Genomic DNA, 16,028 nt, shown 5'->3' on the forward strand with positions numbered 1-16,028 from the left:
GACAATGCCACTTTCGGCCCAGGACCATGGCCCGGAACAGGCCGTGACCGCCGACGAGGCCGATGCCTTCTACTGCGGTGAGCGGCGTCTCGGGTACTGGTTCTACTGCGTGCGGCCCAAGCGGGCCGAACCGCGCGAGCAAGGGCCGGCCCCTCAAGCGCAGTCGGCAACAGCCCAACTGGAAGCCGTCACGGCCGAGCTGCGCGAGTTGAAGGCCCGGGCGATCATCGAGCCGACACCTCAGAACGTGACCGCCTATATCCGCTTCCAGCGCGAGCAGCTCGATCGTGCCTCGCTGTTTTCCGACGTCTGGCAGCGCGCGATCTGGCAGGAGCCCGAGCTCGACTACACGCTCGAGCGCCCGGTCGGCACGCTGGCCAAGCGGCAATGGCAGGACGCCCGGGCCGCCGAGCGCGACACGGTCATGGCGCATCTCGGTGACCGCTATGGGCTGTTTTATTTCTTCGCCCAGACCTGCGGCGCCTGCGAAGTCATGAGCCCGATCGTCAAGGCGGTCGCTGATCGCTGGCACCTGACCGTTCGGGCGATTTCCACCGATGGCGGCCCCTCGCGTCATTTCCCGCAATACACCGTCGAGAACGGGCAGCGCCCCCGCATGGGGCTTGAACCCAAGATCACGCCGGCGCTGGTCCTGTGGGACAGCGAAGCGGGGCGCGCGATCCCGATCGGCTACGGCGTCCTCTCGGCCGACGAGTTGCAGGACCGCATCTTTCTCCTGACATCAAAGGAAGCCGGCCATGATTTCTAAGCTGCGCACGGCGGCGCTCGCGCTTGCCGCCACGAGCCTCGTTGCAACGCCTCTCCACGCCAGTGTCGGCGACAGCATGGACCGCTTCATGAACGACATGGGCGGCGCGGCGAATGTCACGGGTCCGAGCGCCTTCCAAGGGCAGTCGGCGGGCTACTACAGCCTCGGTAATGTCTGGACGCGCTTCCCGCAAAAGACCACCAACATCGCCAATCTCCAGCTGCCCCGCGCGCGGGCCGGCTGCGGCGGGATCGATATCTTCGCCGGCAGCTTCAGCTTCATCAACGCGAGCGAGATGGTCGCGCTGCTGAAGGCGGTCGCGAACAATGCCGTGGGCTTTGCCTTCAGCCTGGCGATCGACACGGTCTGCCCTGAATGTTCGAAGATCATGCAGGAGTTTGCGCAGAAGGCGCAGCTCATGAACAACCTGTCGATCAACTCCTGCGAGATGGCGCAAGGGTTGGTCGGCGGGATCTGGCCCAAAGGCGACCTTGCCGACAAGGCGATCTGCGAGGCGATCGGCAACAGCGAGGGCATCTTCACCGACTATGCCGCAGCCAAGCATGGCTGCGGCACGCGAGGGCAGCGAAGCTCGACCAACTCGGGAGCCGGGGCAGACTATGCCGACGTCAACCCGGCCGTGGCGCGCAACTACACCTGGCACGTCCTCAAGAAGTCGGCCTTCTTCACGTCCAACGGTTCATTCGACCGCGAGCTCGCCGAATATGCAATGACGCTGATCGGCACGGTTATCTACGTGCCGCCCAAGGACGATGAACCGGGCAAGTTTGTGCCGTTTGCGGGCGACGCCTCCTCGACGCTGGTCACGGCACTGCTTGATGGCACCCAGGGCCAGACCGTCCGGGTCTTTTCCTGCGATGAGGCCGACCAGTGCCTCAACCCGACCTTCCAGGACTTGAGCCTCAGTTCCGCCAAGGCGATCCGGCCGCGGGTGGCCGCGCTCATTGGCAGCATGGTGACCGCGATCCGCTCGGACACCGCGATTGGCGATGCCGAGAAGGAGTTGCTCCAGGTGGCTTCGGTGCCGCTCTACAAGATCCTGACGGTCCAGGCCGCCTATGGCCGGGGCATGGCGACCGATGATCGCGACACGCTCGCCGAGATCACCAGCATCGACCTGCTCTACGCGGTGCTCGACCGGATCGTGTCCGAGGCCGGCCGCTCGATGGCGAGCTTTATCGCAGCCGACGAAGCCAAGCTCGCGATCTGGCGTTCGCAAGTCGCGGACGTCCGCTCGAGCCTCGCGCAGCGCCAGGCGACAGGGCAAGCCAAGGTCTCGGCCATCATGCAGATCATCGAGAAGACAGCGATGATCGAGAACATGCTGGCTGCCTCGATGTCGCCCTCAATGGCGGCATCGCTCGACTGGTCGCGCGCGCTCCAGTCCCGTTCCATCGTCCCCTAAGGCGAGACAAGTCATGATCGAGATCTTCACGGTCGGCGGCGGCGAGTACATCGTCAATGTCCTCAATGCCGTCGCCAGCTGGACGGGCGCGGGTGGCTACAAGAGCCTGATCCAGGTCACCATGGTCATGGGGCTGGCGCTCGCGGTCATCGTGCTCGCCTTCAACCAGGATTGGCGGGCCTGGCTCAACTGGTTCCTTGGCGCGACGCTCATTTACATGTGCCTAATGGTGCCGCGCATGGACGTCCATGTGACCGACCGGGTCAACCCGAGCCTAGCCCCTGCGAACGTCGCCAACGTGCCGCTCGGCCTCGCGCTCATGGCGAGTTTCACGAGCCAGGTTGGCGACTATCTCACCCGCTCGGCCGAGCTCGTCTTTGGCCTGCCCGACGACCTCAATTACTCGAAGAACGGCATGATCTATGGTGCGCGGCTCATGGAGGCGACGCGCTCCCTGCGCATTTCGGACCCTGAGTTTGCCGCTAATCTCGACGAACATGTCCGGCAATGCGTGTTCTACGACCTGCTGCTTGGCCGCTACTCGATGAAGCAGCTCGCCGAGAGCGACGCTGTCTGGACCACGATCGCGCCCGGAAGTGCGGCGCGGGCGCAGAAGTTCCTCACGCGGCAAGCCGATGACAGTGTGACCGCGTCGATCGTCACCTGCCGCGATGCCTACACCGCGCTATCGAACCAATGGGCGGGCCTGATCGATTCCATGGCGCTCAGCGCCGGGCGGCAGCTCTATCCGCGCCAGACCGCGGCGCTCGCCAAGACCAAGCTGCTCGCCGACCTGCCAGTTGCCTACCAGTATCTCTCAGGCGTGTCGAAGAACGCGAGCGACATCTTCCGTCAGGTCCTGACGATCAACGCGATGAACCAGGCCATGCACGGGTTTGCGGGTGCGAGCGGCACCTCGAGCATCGACGTCTTCGCCCAGACCCGCGCCGACATCCAGACAGAGCGGACCTATGCCTCGATCGCGGAGAACGCGATGAAGTGGGTGCCGATCCTCAATGTCGTGCTGACCGTCGTTTTCTACGCGATGTTCCCGGTGATCTTTCCGCTGTTCCTGATGCCCAAGACCGGACCGGTAGCCCTTCGCGGCTACATCACCGGGTTCTTCTACCTCGCGGCATGGGACCCGCTCTTCGTGATCCTGCACATGATCCTGATGTTCAAGGGGGCGAGCGATGTTGCGGCGGCCGGCGGCGGCACCGGGCTCTCGCTCGCGACTTTCGCGGGCATGACCGACGTCAACCGCGATATCGGGCTTCTGGCCGGCTATCTCGTCGCCTCGGTTCCGTTCCTGGCAGGCGGTGTCGCCAAGGGCGCGCTCGCGATTTCCGGGCAGGCAACTTCCTACCTCAACCCCTCGCAGAATGCGGCAGAGGAAGCGGCGCGCGAGGCAAGCACCGGCAATGTCTCGCTCGGCAACAGCAATCTCGACAATTCGACGGTTTTCTCACGCCAGTTTGCCCAAGGGGCGCTCAACCCGAGCATTTCCTATGGCGCGCCGCAGACGCGCGGGTTCAGCGACGTGGGCACCCAGACGACAAGCTTTGGCGAAGCGGAATTCGCGACCGTGCCGAATTCGCAGTACCCGTTCACGCCAACGCTGGGGCAGGATTTCACGAGCAGGCTCTCGACCATGGCGAGCCAGAGCCGGGGGCAGAGCGAAACCTATTCGAACCTTGCCCAGCAATCGACCAGCTCGGCTGTCACCCGGTTCAACGAGATCCGCAACGCCTACAGCCAGGGACGGTCGTCGGAGACGGTGAGCGGCACTGGCAACAACGACAGCATCGGCACGGCCTTCAGCGAGGTCGACAACGCCTCCACCACCCTGCAACGGCAGTTTGGTCTGTCGCGCCGGGCCGCCGACGACATCACCGTGTCCTGGTTCCTCAATGGCCAGGCAAGCGCTGGCGTCGGAGGAAGCCTCGGGCCTGTTGAGCTTGGTGCTAAAGCCAGCGGGGGACGAAACCAGAGCTGGACCGACAGCGACGTCGGCATTGCTTCTGAGGATCGCAACCGGATTACCGGGACGTTGCAGCAGCTTTCGGACACGCGGAACTGGTCGAGCACGCGCGAAGGATTCCTGCGCCAGACGAGCTCAAGTTCGAGTTCGCAGGTCGCTACCAGCGCAGCCGGTCTCAGCCACTCTCTGACCGAAGCGCAGACCTACTCAGTCGAAGCACGGCGAGCCGAGGAACTGGCAAGTCGGCTCGAGAACCAGGCCTCCTGGTACGAAGGCGCGAACGCTACCGGTTCGCTCAACCTCAGCCAGGCTTACCGGGAATGGGGCATGGCGGAGGTCGAGGCGAACCGTGACTATTACGGCCCGGTCCGCTTCGACGACATCAATTTCCAGATGAGCGCACAGGGCCAGCAGCTCCAGGCACGGTTCGTGGAGACCTACGCCGACCGGCTGCACGATGACATTGAAGGGCAATTGACGCTGCCCGAGTTCGCGCCGGTCAGCCGTCCTGCCGTTGCGAGCCAGGCCAGCGTCCGCGCGCGTGGGCCCAGTGGCGGCGGTGGATCCGGCAGTCTTGGTGCTGCTCCTGACACCACGGGGATCAGCGAAGAAGTCCGTGCGGCGCAGGCGCGGGGCCGTGGCCGGATCGGTCAATCCAGGGGCAATCTCGATGCGACCACCCGAGGGGCCAAGGGAGCTTCGGAAGAGGCCGCAGACGAGGTCAAAGAGTGGTGAGGCCTTAAAGGATCAAATCGTTGATGATCACAAAAATGACGTACGCTGTGAGCAACGTGAAGACCGTGACCATTGCGGCGCGCCCCCACGGATCGGCCCAGGTCTTCTTCCACGTGTACGCAGTCAGGCGATTTTCCGCGATGGCCCGGTCGATCTCTTTGAGACCCTTCCAGTCCTCGGTCGCAACCGGGTCGTCAGATGACTTCAACATAGGGCACCTATTCAGCAGGCCGACTGCTCCAAAATCGCTGCAATATCGCAGATTTCCGGGCTTAATGCAGCGATTCTGACACACAAAATCATGGGTGCCAAGCGATGTTCGGCGGCATTTTCATGAACTGAGTTCAAGATATCGGCAGAAGGCGTTCGCAAGTTGCATCTGACGAGGTGTGCGGCATTCGGCTTCGAAAACTTGCGGAGAACCGACAAGGATCGTGACGCATTTTGCGCGTGAGGTCGCAACATTCAATCGGTTCAGGCTATACAGAAATTCCATCCCGCGCGGCGCATCGGCGTGCGAGGAGCTGGCCAGCGAATAGATCGAGATCGGCGCCTCCTGGCCTTGGAACTTGTCGACCGTCCCGACCCGCGCCTGGGGTAGCCGACGTTGGATCTCGAACACCTGGGCATTGTACGGGGCGATGATCAGTATGTCTGCGATTCCGAGCGGCTTTTCATTCCCCTCGCGATCGATCCAGGTCGCACCCTGTGCCAGTATGTCGGAGACCAGTTCGGCAATGACGTCAGCCTCTTCGGATGAGCAATTCTGGTTGCCGGAATGCTCAACGGGAAGGAACCTCAGACCCGTGCCATGGGCGATCCCCTTCGCGTTCACCCGCTGCCCGGCCGCTTCTGCCTTCGCTCCGAGCTTGCCCTCGTAGAACAGCTCGGATGTGAACGCACAGATATCCGGATGAAGTCGCCAGGTGACGTCGAGAAACAGGCCTTCGTCGGGTGCGATGGTCTGCTTGCCCGAAAGCAGGTGGTCGAGCGCAGAGCAGCCGGTGCCGTCCGGATGGCTGCCTTGCATGGGTTGGTCGAGTTGCTGCGGGTCTCCGAGCAGAACCAGCGTTTTGGCCGCCTGCGAAACGGCAAGCACATTCGCCAGGGACATCTGTGCCGCCTCGTCGACAAAGAGAACGTCGAGACTTTCGAAGGCATCCTCCGTCGACCACAGCCAGGCGGTTCCTCCTGCAACGCTGCAATCCGCGCTGAGCGCGGCGAAGACCTCCGCATTGCTCTTCTTCGCGAACCGCAGCCGGTCGGTCGCGTCCTCCTTGGACCCGCCCTTCGGCTTCTGGATGCAGATCAGGGGGGTATCGGTCTCCTCGGCGACCTCAATGACCTTGTTCAAGAGGTTGCGGATCACCTCATGACCGTTGGCCACGATCCCGACCTTGTTGCCCTGTCGGACAAGCTCGCAAATCATATGCCCTCCGGTGTGGGTCTTGCCGGTGCCAGGGGGCCCCTGAATCGGCAACACGCCTGCTGAGATGAGCGGTCCGATGCGCACGCCCGCATCGAGGGGCTTTTCACCGTCGAGCCGAACGGCGCTGCCATCTGCAATGCGCGGCGCGACGCGCATCAGCATGTCGCGCGCTGCCTGGTAGGCTTCGCCCTGGGCCATGCCATGCTCGCAGACGTGGGTTGCCAATCTGACCAGCGATTCCTGCATCGGTTTGGACGGCACATGCTCATGCACGAAGACGGCAACAGGATGTTCGCCCGCCATTGCCGAGGCCTTCTTGATGTCGATGGTGCGCTGTTCCCTCGAGATGTCCTCAACGGTGCCCAGCGTCTGGCCGCCCTGTGCTCGCAGCCCTTTGCCTGCGCGGATATCGGCTTCCTGCACCGGGAAGCTGTAGCGGTCGATCGGGCACTTGGCTGTGCCACCTACCGTTTCCAGGAAAGCGAGACCTGCAAGACCGGCGCGCTCGTCGATGAGCTCATCTGCGGAGAGGTCGCTGAGGCGGAAGTATTCCCACCAGGTCGCCTTTTCCTCGCGGCGATGCCACTCGAGAAGATTGGCAAGGAGCCAGCGCGCATGCTGCTCGGCGGTGCGCTCTTCCGGGTCGACAGGGACGTCGGCCGTCAGCTGCTCAATCAGCGGCGTGATCCGCTCGAGCCATTCGGAAAGGCCCTCGCTGGGCCCGCTCTCACCTGGCTCCGGTCTCGTGACCTCGATCCCCCGAGCAATGAGCTTGGCGCGTTCGGCCTCCAGCCAATCGCGTAGAGCCTCGGTCGAGACACAGTCGTCGCGGTTGTAGGCTTCTACGGTCTGCTTATCCTCTGGCAGAATTCCGGCCGCGTCGTTCAGTTCAAGGCTCACCTGCAGGCGGTTGAGCGCCAGGTTGGCATCGGGAAGGCTGGCGTCCCGAACATAGCCATAGAGCGGTTCGAGCTTCTTGATGGAATAGCTCTCCACGCCCGCGCGAAGCGAATGGCGGACGACGCTCAGCAAGTCGACGAACACGAGACCACGCAGCAGCGAATCCAGTTCGTCTTCGCGCGTGCCATATCGCCCCATCAGCCGCTTGAGCGCCCCAGGTTCGTACCCGCCGTAGTGGTAGACATGAAGCTGCGGAAAGAGCTTCATTCGCTCGAGCACGAAATCGATGAATGTCTCGAAGGCTGCCTTCTCGCCGGCACGGTCAAGCGCCCAGAGCCCGCGGTACTGCGGCTCACCCTTCTCGCGGAAGTGAAAGCCCAGGAGATATTCCAGCCCATGCTGGCCGACGAAGGAATCCCCCTCGAAGTCGAGAAAGATATCGCCGTCGCAAGGCTCGGGCAGGCAATTGAGGCCGAAACCTGCCACCGGCGCCAGCAGTTCGTATCGCAGTTCGCCACTTGCTTTGGTTTCAAGCTGGATCCTGGCCTGCTCGCGGACGCGGGTCAGAGATTCTTTCGAGCCACGCTCCGGCTTCCATTGCAGGGGCAGCGGCAGTTCCGCCAGCGCCGTCGCCGTCGTGACGCCGTGATCCTTGAGCTCTGCGATCTGCATCGAGGAGATGCCGGCTACGAGGCAAAGGTGATCGTCATCCCGGCGTTGCTTGTCGCAGCGCGTGCTCCAATTGCAGATATCGCAGTTTGACGTCGGCTCCGGGTAGGTCTGTCCGGGCTTGTCGGTTCCGATCGCACCAAGCAGTCCCTGCTTCACCTGACGATGATAGGCGGCGAAATCTGCGAGCCGATACCGCTCCGGTGCAAAGTCGGTCCAGGGCGGGATGACGCTGGCGAAGACCGGCATGGTGCCTTGCACTTCCCCGATGAGCTCGGAGTAGAGGCACAGCTGCAGAACAGTGCCGCCTTTCGTTTCCCTGGCGAGCTTGGTGTCGGCGGCTTCATAGGACCAATCGCCGAGGTCGCTTGGCGTATCGACGCGCTGAAGAATGTCGGCACGGCCGGCCCAGGATCCCCCTCGCAGCGCCCCCTGGACGATCACGTCAACGCCGGCCCGCATGGCGGCGATAGTTTGAGCGACGGCCTCCTCGGTGACATCCACACCGTCGATCACAACGGATGATAGGCCTAGGGCGCGCAGATGCTCTACATAGGCCAGTTCGTGCTGCTTGCCGCGCTCCCAGAGCGCCTCGAGAGCTGGATCGAAGAATTTCGGACGCGAAAGCTCACCGCGCGCTGCCGAATGCTCCAATTGGGTCAAGTGCCGGCAGTTGAGATATCCCACCAGATCGGTAGCGCTGAGGCGCGGCGTTCCATTTTGAATTTGCACGATTTAGCCCCCGAAAACTCAGCACACTTCAGCTTCGGCAAACTCGAGCGTGAGCTGCCGTAATTGTTGGATGACGGCCTGCCGGGAGCCGAGTTCGACGCTCATCGTGTGGAGCCTGGTCTCATCCGCGCCGATCCGGTGCGAAGCCAGAGCACCAGGGCTGTCAGCCAGTGCGAAGTGATGCGGGTAGAGCAGACTGAGGCAGTTGCAGTGGTAAATCTGACCATAGGCCATCATCTGATAGACGTCGGCTTGGGAGACCCCCTGCTTGGGATCATCGATCCGCGAGGAAATCCGCTTCCACTTGGTGTCGATGATCTGCACGACCTCGTTGCCACGCTTCACCAGGATATCGGGCCTAGTCTGAAACACCTGGCGGCCATCGGTCTCATTCTCGAGGCAGAAGAGACGTCCGCCTTGAAGGCTGACGCTGAATCCTGTGCCCGAGAGCGCGCGCTTGAGCAGGCGGCCGACATACTCCTCGAAGAGGGTATTCATTTCAAAAAGAAGCGAGAAGCCGTCCTGCCGGCCCATCGAACTTGTCTGGAACCGGTCGCCGAGGAGAAGCCGGGCTAAGGTGATCAGCTCTTTCCAGCGCGCGTTGGTGCGATCCAGATGCACGTCATCCCAGCGCAGCCTGCTTACCGGAACATTGGCAATGTCGGCATAGGCGAAGCCCAACTCGGCCAGCCTGCGCTGGTTGTCCGCATTGTTCGAAACACGCAGCAACCGGGAAACAGCGGCTTTCATGATCTGATTGAGCGGGGTGTCAGGCGACAGCTCGTCGAAACGGCAGGCGAGACGCTGGGGCGAGGCGGCGAGACGCGTAAACTGCCGCACCACATCAAGGCGCCCACGAAGCGCGGGCAATTCATCCTCGCAGGCCATGTAGCGACGCGGCATGCCCTGACGCAGGGCGTCGGCAAGCTTTCGGGAAAACAGGCCGATCAGGACTTCGAGCAATGTGTCGCGTTGAGACCCAAGCGCCGTCAAGGTGCCGCTGTCGATCTCCAGATCGAGCGCTACGGCCAGCATATGCACCAGGCGATCCCGCAAGTAGCCGCGATTGTCGGGATCGCTCGCTGAAGGCTTGGCATCAATTTTGGGCAGGATTTCCAGCGCACACCCATCAGCGACAATCACGCCCACCACCTGACGCGCCCCAAGGGAAAGCCGGCCATGTTCCAGGATTCCCTTGCCATTCTTCCCGGCCAAGGGGGAGCGGCGCGCAACGGCGACAAGCCTGTCTGCTGCCCATGCAGGGATGCATTCCTCACCGTCGCCATAGGCGAGCGATTGCCATTCGAGGAGTGATCGCCGGATCACGCAAAGCCCTTGTAGGCATCATCTGCAAACGGCTGCCGGACCTGCCAGCGCCAACGAGCCGGAGCATCGCCATCGGAGTCGAGGCCGTTTGGGGCCTTCAGTTCCCGCCGTTCCAAGAAGCGCTCGCCGGTCGTGTCGCCAAGCACGGCGGCGACCTTGGACCAGTCCTCGTAGAAGTACTCGGCGAGGAGCGGGATCACCTTGTGCCGCATGCATTCATCGACGTCGGAGCGGGTCGCACACCCCATGAAGTAGGCGTGCCCGATCTGGTGTTCCCGATCAAAGAGGTACTCGATGCGCTCGTTGAGAGCGGCAAGCAGCTTTCTGAGCGCAATGCCATCGACATCCTCAGGCAGCGCTTCGGTGTCTGGCATGAGCTCGCGGAAGGTGAAGCGCCGACGCAATGCGGTGTCGAGCAAGGCGATGGAGCGATCCGCCGTATTCATCGTGCCGATAATGTGGAGGTTCGACGGAACGCCGAAGATCTCACCCGAGTAGGGCAATTTCACGCGAAGCTCGTTTTCCTCACCGATCCGCTTGTCCGGTTCGAGCAAGGTGATGAGCTCACCGAAGACCTTGGAAATATTCGCGCGGTTGATCTCGTCGATGATGAGCACATAGGGCTCGGGTACGCCCGTGGTGGCTACCGCATCCCCACCTGAGGTAACGATCTGTTCCAGCGCGTCCCAGTCGATATAGCGATTGTTCAGCTGGTAGACCGAAACCTGGCTGAAGATCTTCCCGTATATGCGTTCACGCGGGAGGCTTTCATCCGAGTGCCACAGCCATTTGACCGATCGGCGATGGTTGTACTCGCCGTTGGGGCCGGGAACAAAACGATAGCCCCCAGTGACCTCGCCAATTGCCCGGAACTTCCTGTTGCCGTCCGACACAACGACTAGCGAGCCGACCTCCATGTTGATCCTGAAGGCGTACATCTGGGACATGTTGGGATCGTTGCCGGTCGCTTCAGGGTGATCCTCGCGCCACCGTTCCTTGATCGCTTCCCATTTGTCGAAGCGGGGATCGGACCAATCGACGTCGCCGCCATATCCGAGGACAATGTACCCATCGCGGATTGCATCCTGGAAGATTGCGTCATCTTCTGCTGCCCAGCTTCGCCCGAGCGACATCTTGAAGATCTTCTGGCTTCGATCGAGCAGCGGTTTCTCGGCGCCGACCGCATGGCCGCGGTTTTCAGAGGCAAGATTGGCAATCTGCTTGAAGATGCCGTCATGGGGCTTCAGGCTGAACCCTCCACTGGCCGGACCATCATCGCTCTCCTCGCCCGTGACGGGCCTCAGTCCCTCGACGAACTCTTCGTAAGAGAAGGACTGGTGGAACGTGACAAAGCCGATGCGCCCCTTGCGATGAAGGGACTGATAGACATCCATCAGCTCCTTGCGGCCAAGCTGCGCCGATCCTGGACCGTTACAGATTTCCACGGCCTCTGCCGCCGTAGCATAGGTCTTTCCCGTTCCCGGAGGCCCGTAAAGGATCAGGTTGGTTGCAGTTGGCATGGACGGCCTCATTTCTGAAATTTCTTGCGTTGCATCGGCAGCTTGGTCTTCCTGGCTCACGACCCAGAGGAAGCTCTGGACGTCCCACAGGTCTCGGGGCTGCCATCCCCAACCGACCATTTCCTCGTAGAGCTTGTGCGCGAAGCGGAGCACTTCGGCGTATTCTTCGGCTGACAGCGGGCTCCAGCTGAACAGCGGCTTGTGAACCAAAGCCTTGTAGGCCCTCGAGAGCGGGTCGGTGTTGATGCCCAGCGCCTCGCGCGGTCTGACCAGCGCCAGAAACATCGATGGGATATTGCGGCTCTCCGAGTAGGGTTTGCTCTTCTCCTGGCCCTCCAGAAGGGCCGGCCAGATCGCGTCGACCATTCGTTTGGCCGCCGCCGGCGGGTCATCGCTTGAGCAGGCCAGTTGGGCTGCAGCTTGTTCAAGAACATTCGGATGCTGCTGGCGAATGGCAGCCAGACGGTTGTTGGTCCGCCAACCGGGAAGATCGATACCCGTCAGGATGTCGAACAAGGCGCCGCCCAGCGCCTCGGGCGCCAGCGGCGGCTCTGACTGCATGAGTGCCGCCACCTTGGCGACCGCCTCCCGCTTGTAGTTGATGACATCGCTGAAGACTTGCGAGGTCGCACCGGCGAATCCTTCCGGTTCAAAATCGGGATAGGTCCGCAGGAAACGGGCCTTGAGGTCCGCAAGCACGGCGGCGTCAAGGATCAGCTCGTTACCGTGGATCGACCCTTTCGCAGGAATGCCGAGAGCCTTGGCGATCTCGGGGTCGATCTCATAGGAAGTCAGCTTCTGTTTGCCGTATCCCAGATAGGGTCGCCGGCCGTTGTTGGACCGCAGCACCCGGACCAGACGCTGCTCCTTGAACAGCGCCCGAGCCACCGCCAGGACATCGTCGGTTTCAATAGCATCTTCGGTCTTGTTCGAAACGCCCATGATCCGGAAGGCTTTGACCCCCGATTGCCGGTTGGTTTGGCGAATGGGCCAGTGAACCGTTCTGGAATCATCAAAGAGTGCGATCCGCTTCTCGGCATCGACACTGTCGAACCCGTCACCCGCAGTCCCCGAGCGGAACTGAATGTAGTAATTCAGCGTCGAGCGGTAGTGCGAGAGGTTCGCATAGAGATTGCCGTCAATCGGAAAGCGAGCCGGGTTCTCCCGGCCTGCACGCTCATCGGCCTTCGAATAGGCAAGTTCCGCCTTGATGCCTTCGAGGCCATCGGCGTCGTAGGCTTCGTCGAGATCGCCGTAGTGCGCCTCAAGACGCTTCGCGTCCTGTACCTGCGTGTTCTGCGTAGACAAGGAATGACCTTGATCCACCATCCACTTTCGAAATTCGGCTTCTTGCATCAGTGCTTTCTCAAAATTCTTTGAACGGATCGGTGCATCAGTTGCAGTCTATTTTGTATCCGTGAGGTGGCGAACCACTTCGACCATGGCGAATGTGTCTTTTGCACAGTAACTTCGGAGCGATTGCGCTATTTCAGCCACCCGGGCCTCGGTCGTGACCGGCGCAATAGCTTCGAGATAAGCAAGCTGCGCTGCAGAGCCATCCGCAACATCTAGCATGGCGTAGTCGCCGCTATTGCCGATGGTCGGCAGAACGGCCTTGATGGACCAGCTGCCGCCCTGGTCACGGTGGTACCAGTGCTCTCGGGTCACTGGCAGCAGATCGACGATGCGCGCTGCAATCGCCTTGAGATCGTCGGCCAGATCCGAAAACCGCTCCGCCAGCCGGAGGATGCAAGTCCGCTCGAAGGCTGCATTGTACGCGATGACGGTCCCGTCCTGCGGGATTTGGCTCACCAGTGCTTCGGCGCAGGCGCGGCGAGGATCTTTGCCATCCAGGCTCAAAAACTCACGATGGTTGATCTGCCCTTCGCGATCTTCGAGGTGCGCTGAAAACTGAAAGGGGACTTGCTCCCAGGGCTTGGTTCCGAGCCAGCGAGGCAAGGCAAAGGCGATCGTCTCGAAATCGAGATAGGTTCGGGGATATACCCAATCGCCGATGATCCGCCGCGCGCCATCCACGTCGTGGTAGGGGACGCCCGACAGGGTCGCTTCATGAATGCGCGCGTGAATGGCATTGGTGAAACTGCCAGGCGGGACATCCTCGAGCTCAACAATGCCGTGCTCGGCCCACTTGGCGGCGAGTTGCCGACCCGTTCGGGGTAGCGAGGAGACCGGATACCGCGCCGTTTCCAGATCGCGCGAGCAATAGGCCACAAATTCGCAAGGAAACGGATCATGGCAATGATCGCCGGGATCGCGAGCCGGCTCGTTCCCGCCAAGGACCGACCGAATTTCCGCAACCAGCTTGGGGCGCTTTAGGGCCAGTGGCTTGGCATCCTCCAGCGACGGCGTATCCACGAATGCGCCTTGGTAGTTGCCTTCCTCGGTCAAGAAAAACTGGTTGTTGAGGTGCCGGATGGCGGCTGAACTGACCTGAACCCCCGCCTCCCGCAGCACCAAGAGCTGGGTCGCCAGATCGGCGACATGATAGTCCTTGCGGCTCGTCGAACTCTTCACTTCGGCAACGTGCCAGCCCCCGAGGCCGTCGGGCTCCATGATATCCACGCGCACGAGCACGCCATCGTGGGCGAAGGTGGCCTCGAACAGCGGGTCTAGGGCCGATGCGGACGTGAGCTCCTGAGTGCGCTGAAGTGCAGCGGCAAGATCCGGCTCGGCCTCGATCATAATGCCGCCGGAACACAGTGTGCAGGCCGCGTCCCCGACTTCATGACCCGCAGCAAAGCGCGCCTCAGCACCGGCATCGAGCTTTGCAAGGTCAGGCCGATGCGTCTGCAGCCACAAGCGCTTCGGGCACTGCTCGAAGGAGGTGATTTTTGATTTGGAAAGGCCGAATTGCCGGCTGCCAGAACTCATTGAACTACGTCATGCCCCCTTCATTCCCACCATGCATCCCGTCCACTAGCACTTCAGGATGACAAAATCTGTCGCCTCCACTCAGACATCTCTGCGTGCCGATTGATAAGTCCGCTCTCCGGTTCTTTCTTTGACTAGCGGCCCGAACACGTAATGGCGTCCAAGCCCGGCCAAAGAGTTAATTGTCAGAATTTCAACCGATGGTGGCGATGGCCGGCAGTAATGATCGCTCCATCGTCACCGACGACGAGGTACGCGTCCAGCGCCTTTTCCAGTTTCAGGAATGCCGACTTACCCATGTCCTTGAGCATGTGAGAGCGGCTCTGCCGGGTGAAATAGCAAACCTCAGCGCCGCGGTGACGGCGGTATTCGCCATATGCCATCAGGGCGTCGACGGCTTGCTGAGAAATACCGCGCTGCTGCATGCGGGCTTCGGCGTGGTGCGTAAACATTTGATCGTCCTTTCCCTTGGTGATGAGTTGTGTCTAAATCACCGGGGTGACAGAAACTGTCATGGGGGACTTCTATGTCATTTGCCAAGGCGGTGGATCTCTTGCGTCTCGCAATGATGGCCACGTCCCGACAGGGGGTTTGTCTCAGCGATGTGGAAGCAGAATTCGGCGGTGTCCGACGGACGGCACAGCGCATGATCGCGGCTCTGGAAGAGGCGTTTCCAGCCACCGAGCATTATGTGGGTGACGACGGACGGCACTATTGGCGCCTGCCGTCTCGGGCGGTCGCGCCGCTACTGACCCCGTCGGCGGAAGAGCTCGTCAGCCTCAAGTCGGCGATCACCGAACTCGAGCGGGTCGACATGAACGGCGAGGCCATTCAGCTGCGCAGCCTTGAGCGCAAGGTCCGCGCGCTCATTCCCAGCGACCGCACACTCCGTCTGGCGACCGACGAAGAAGCCCTGCTCGAAGCCATGGGCTTTGCCGCAAGACCTGGCCCGCGCCCGTCGATGAATGAAGCCGTCGACCTCGCCATTTCGGAGGCGCTGAAGGGGCCGTTCGAACTGAGAATTCACTACCAAGGCAGAGGGGACGCGAAGCCGAGTTGGCGAACAATCGAGCCACTTGGCCTGCTCCTGGGTTCTCGTCGCTATCTCGTCGGTATCGATACGGCCAAGCGAGATGGACGCTACCGCCACTACCGCGTCGAAGACATCATGGAGGCCCAGGTCCAGACCAGGATCTTCACTTACCCGGACGAATTCGACCTCGGAGAATACGCGACCCGTGCCTTCGGATCATATCATCACGAGGCCGAGTACGGGGAGGTAATCTGGAAATTTTCGCGCGAGGCGGCCGATCGAGCGGCGAGGTTCCAGTTCCACCCGAGCCAGGAGATCGAGCGTCTGGATGACGGGTCGATGCTGGTGCGCTTCAAGGCTTCGGGTCACCTCGAGATGAGCTGGCACCTCTATGCTTGGGGCGACAGCGTGGAGGTCATTAAGCCAGCCGATCTGGCCACCATGGTGCATCCGTACCGCAGAAATGACTTTGCTGCGTTGCCATGAAGCCGGGCGAGCCTGAGAGGCCGGTCGTAAAACCAAGCCTTGGCGCCGCGGCGGGCTCGCCTGTGTCACTTGGCGAGAGCTCACATCAGCGAGAAATCCGGTCATCCAAAGTAGATTGCTCTGGTTCCAG

Annotated in this window: 10 protein-coding genes; 4 read left to right on the forward strand and 6 right to left on the reverse strand. The window is 61.7% G+C overall.

All coding sequences use genetic code 11. From position 1 onward, the window contains the following. Positions 1-4: 4 nt before the first annotated feature. The 3 genes from A7A77_RS14250 to A7A77_RS14260 are packed head-to-tail and all read left to right on the forward strand — an operon-like array spanning position 5 to position 4,911. Positions 5-769, forward strand: a complete 765-nt coding sequence (locus tag A7A77_RS14250) for a conjugal transfer protein TraF (protein ID WP_245638497.1) — start codon at positions 5-7, stop codon at positions 767-769. Beyond that, on the forward strand, positions 759-2,195 hold the full coding sequence (locus A7A77_RS14255) for a conjugal transfer protein TraH (protein ID WP_066559777.1): 1,437 nt from the start codon (positions 759-761) through the stop codon (positions 2,193-2,195). The genes A7A77_RS14250 and A7A77_RS14255 overlap by 11 nt, the downstream gene beginning before the upstream one ends. A gap of 13 nt (positions 2,196-2,208) precedes the next feature. Then, complete coding sequence (locus A7A77_RS14260; protein ID WP_066559779.1) at positions 2,209-4,911, forward strand: conjugal transfer protein TraG N-terminal domain-containing protein; 2,703 nt, start codon at positions 2,209-2,211, stop codon at positions 4,909-4,911. 4 nt (positions 4,912-4,915) lie between these two features. On the opposite strand, the gene A7A77_RS14265 is transcribed toward A7A77_RS14260, so the two are convergent. From A7A77_RS14265 to A7A77_RS14290, 6 genes are all read right to left on the reverse strand, one after another. Further along, positions 4,916-5,122: a hypothetical protein gene (locus tag A7A77_RS14265; RefSeq protein ID WP_066559780.1), complete on the reverse strand. Its 207-nt coding sequence runs from the start codon at positions 5,120-5,122 to the stop codon at positions 4,916-4,918. A gap of 120 nt (positions 5,123-5,242) precedes the next feature. Next, a complete protein-coding gene (locus A7A77_RS14270) occupies positions 5,243-8,641 on the reverse strand; it encodes a TM0106 family RecB-like putative nuclease (protein ID WP_066559781.1) in 3,399 nt (1,132 codons plus the stop codon). Between the two features lie 18 nt (positions 8,642-8,659). Continuing rightward, positions 8,660-9,967, reverse strand: coding sequence for an McrC family protein (locus tag A7A77_RS14275; protein WP_066559783.1), 1,308 nt, complete (start codon positions 9,965-9,967; stop codon positions 8,660-8,662). After that, entirely contained in the window at positions 9,964-12,843 is a 2,880-nt protein-coding gene (locus A7A77_RS14280) for an AAA family ATPase (RefSeq protein WP_066559784.1), read from the reverse strand. The genes A7A77_RS14275 and A7A77_RS14280 overlap by 4 nt, the downstream gene beginning before the upstream one ends. Before the next feature lie 48 nt (positions 12,844-12,891). Continuing rightward, positions 12,892-14,379, reverse strand: coding sequence for a DUF2779 domain-containing protein (locus tag A7A77_RS14285; protein ID WP_066559786.1), 1,488 nt, complete (start codon positions 14,377-14,379; stop codon positions 12,892-12,894). Between the two features lie 185 nt (positions 14,380-14,564). Further along, positions 14,565-14,831 carry a DUF4258 domain-containing protein gene (locus A7A77_RS14290; RefSeq protein ID WP_066559789.1) on the reverse strand — a complete coding sequence of 89 codons (267 nt, stop codon included), beginning with the start codon at positions 14,829-14,831 and terminating at the stop codon, positions 14,565-14,567. 74 nt (positions 14,832-14,905) lie between these two features. Here A7A77_RS14290 and A7A77_RS14295 point away from each other — a divergent pair, with 74 nt between their 5' ends. Beyond that, entirely contained in the window at positions 14,906-15,898 is a 993-nt protein-coding gene (locus tag A7A77_RS14295) for a helix-turn-helix transcriptional regulator (RefSeq protein ID WP_066559792.1), read from the forward strand. Positions 15,899-16,028 lie beyond the last annotated feature (130 nt).

The sequence above is a fragment of the Croceicoccus bisphenolivorans genome (genome assembly GCF_001634625.1).
GTDB classification, from domain to species: domain Bacteria; phylum Pseudomonadota; class Alphaproteobacteria; order Sphingomonadales; family Sphingomonadaceae; genus Croceicoccus; species Croceicoccus bisphenolivorans.

Excerpts from the sequence above, each read along its gene's own strand:
- A7A77_RS14250 (WP_245638497.1), top strand. The coding sequence starts at position 5 with ATGCCACTTTCGGCCCAGGACCATGGCCCGGAACAGGCCGTGACCGCC.
- A7A77_RS14255 (WP_066559777.1), top strand. The coding sequence starts at position 759 with ATGATTTCTAAGCTGCGCACGGCGGCGCTCGCGCTTGCCGCCACGAGC.
- A7A77_RS14260 (WP_066559779.1), top strand. The coding sequence starts at position 2,209 with ATGATCGAGATCTTCACGGTCGGCGGCGGCGAGTACATCGTCAATGTC.
- A7A77_RS14265 (WP_066559780.1), bottom strand. The coding sequence starts at position 5,122 with ATGTTGAAGTCATCTGACGACCCGGTTGCGACCGAGGACTGGAAGGGT.
- A7A77_RS14280 (WP_066559784.1), bottom strand. The coding sequence starts at position 12,843 with ATGCAAGAAGCCGAATTTCGAAAGTGGATGGTGGATCAAGGTCATTCC.
- A7A77_RS14285 (WP_066559786.1), bottom strand. The coding sequence starts at position 14,379 with ATGAGTTCTGGCAGCCGGCAATTCGGCCTTTCCAAATCAAAAATCACC.
- A7A77_RS14290 (WP_066559789.1), bottom strand. The coding sequence starts at position 14,831 with ATGTTTACGCACCACGCCGAAGCCCGCATGCAGCAGCGCGGTATTTCT.
- A7A77_RS14295 (WP_066559792.1), top strand. The coding sequence starts at position 14,906 with ATGTCATTTGCCAAGGCGGTGGATCTCTTGCGTCTCGCAATGATGGCC.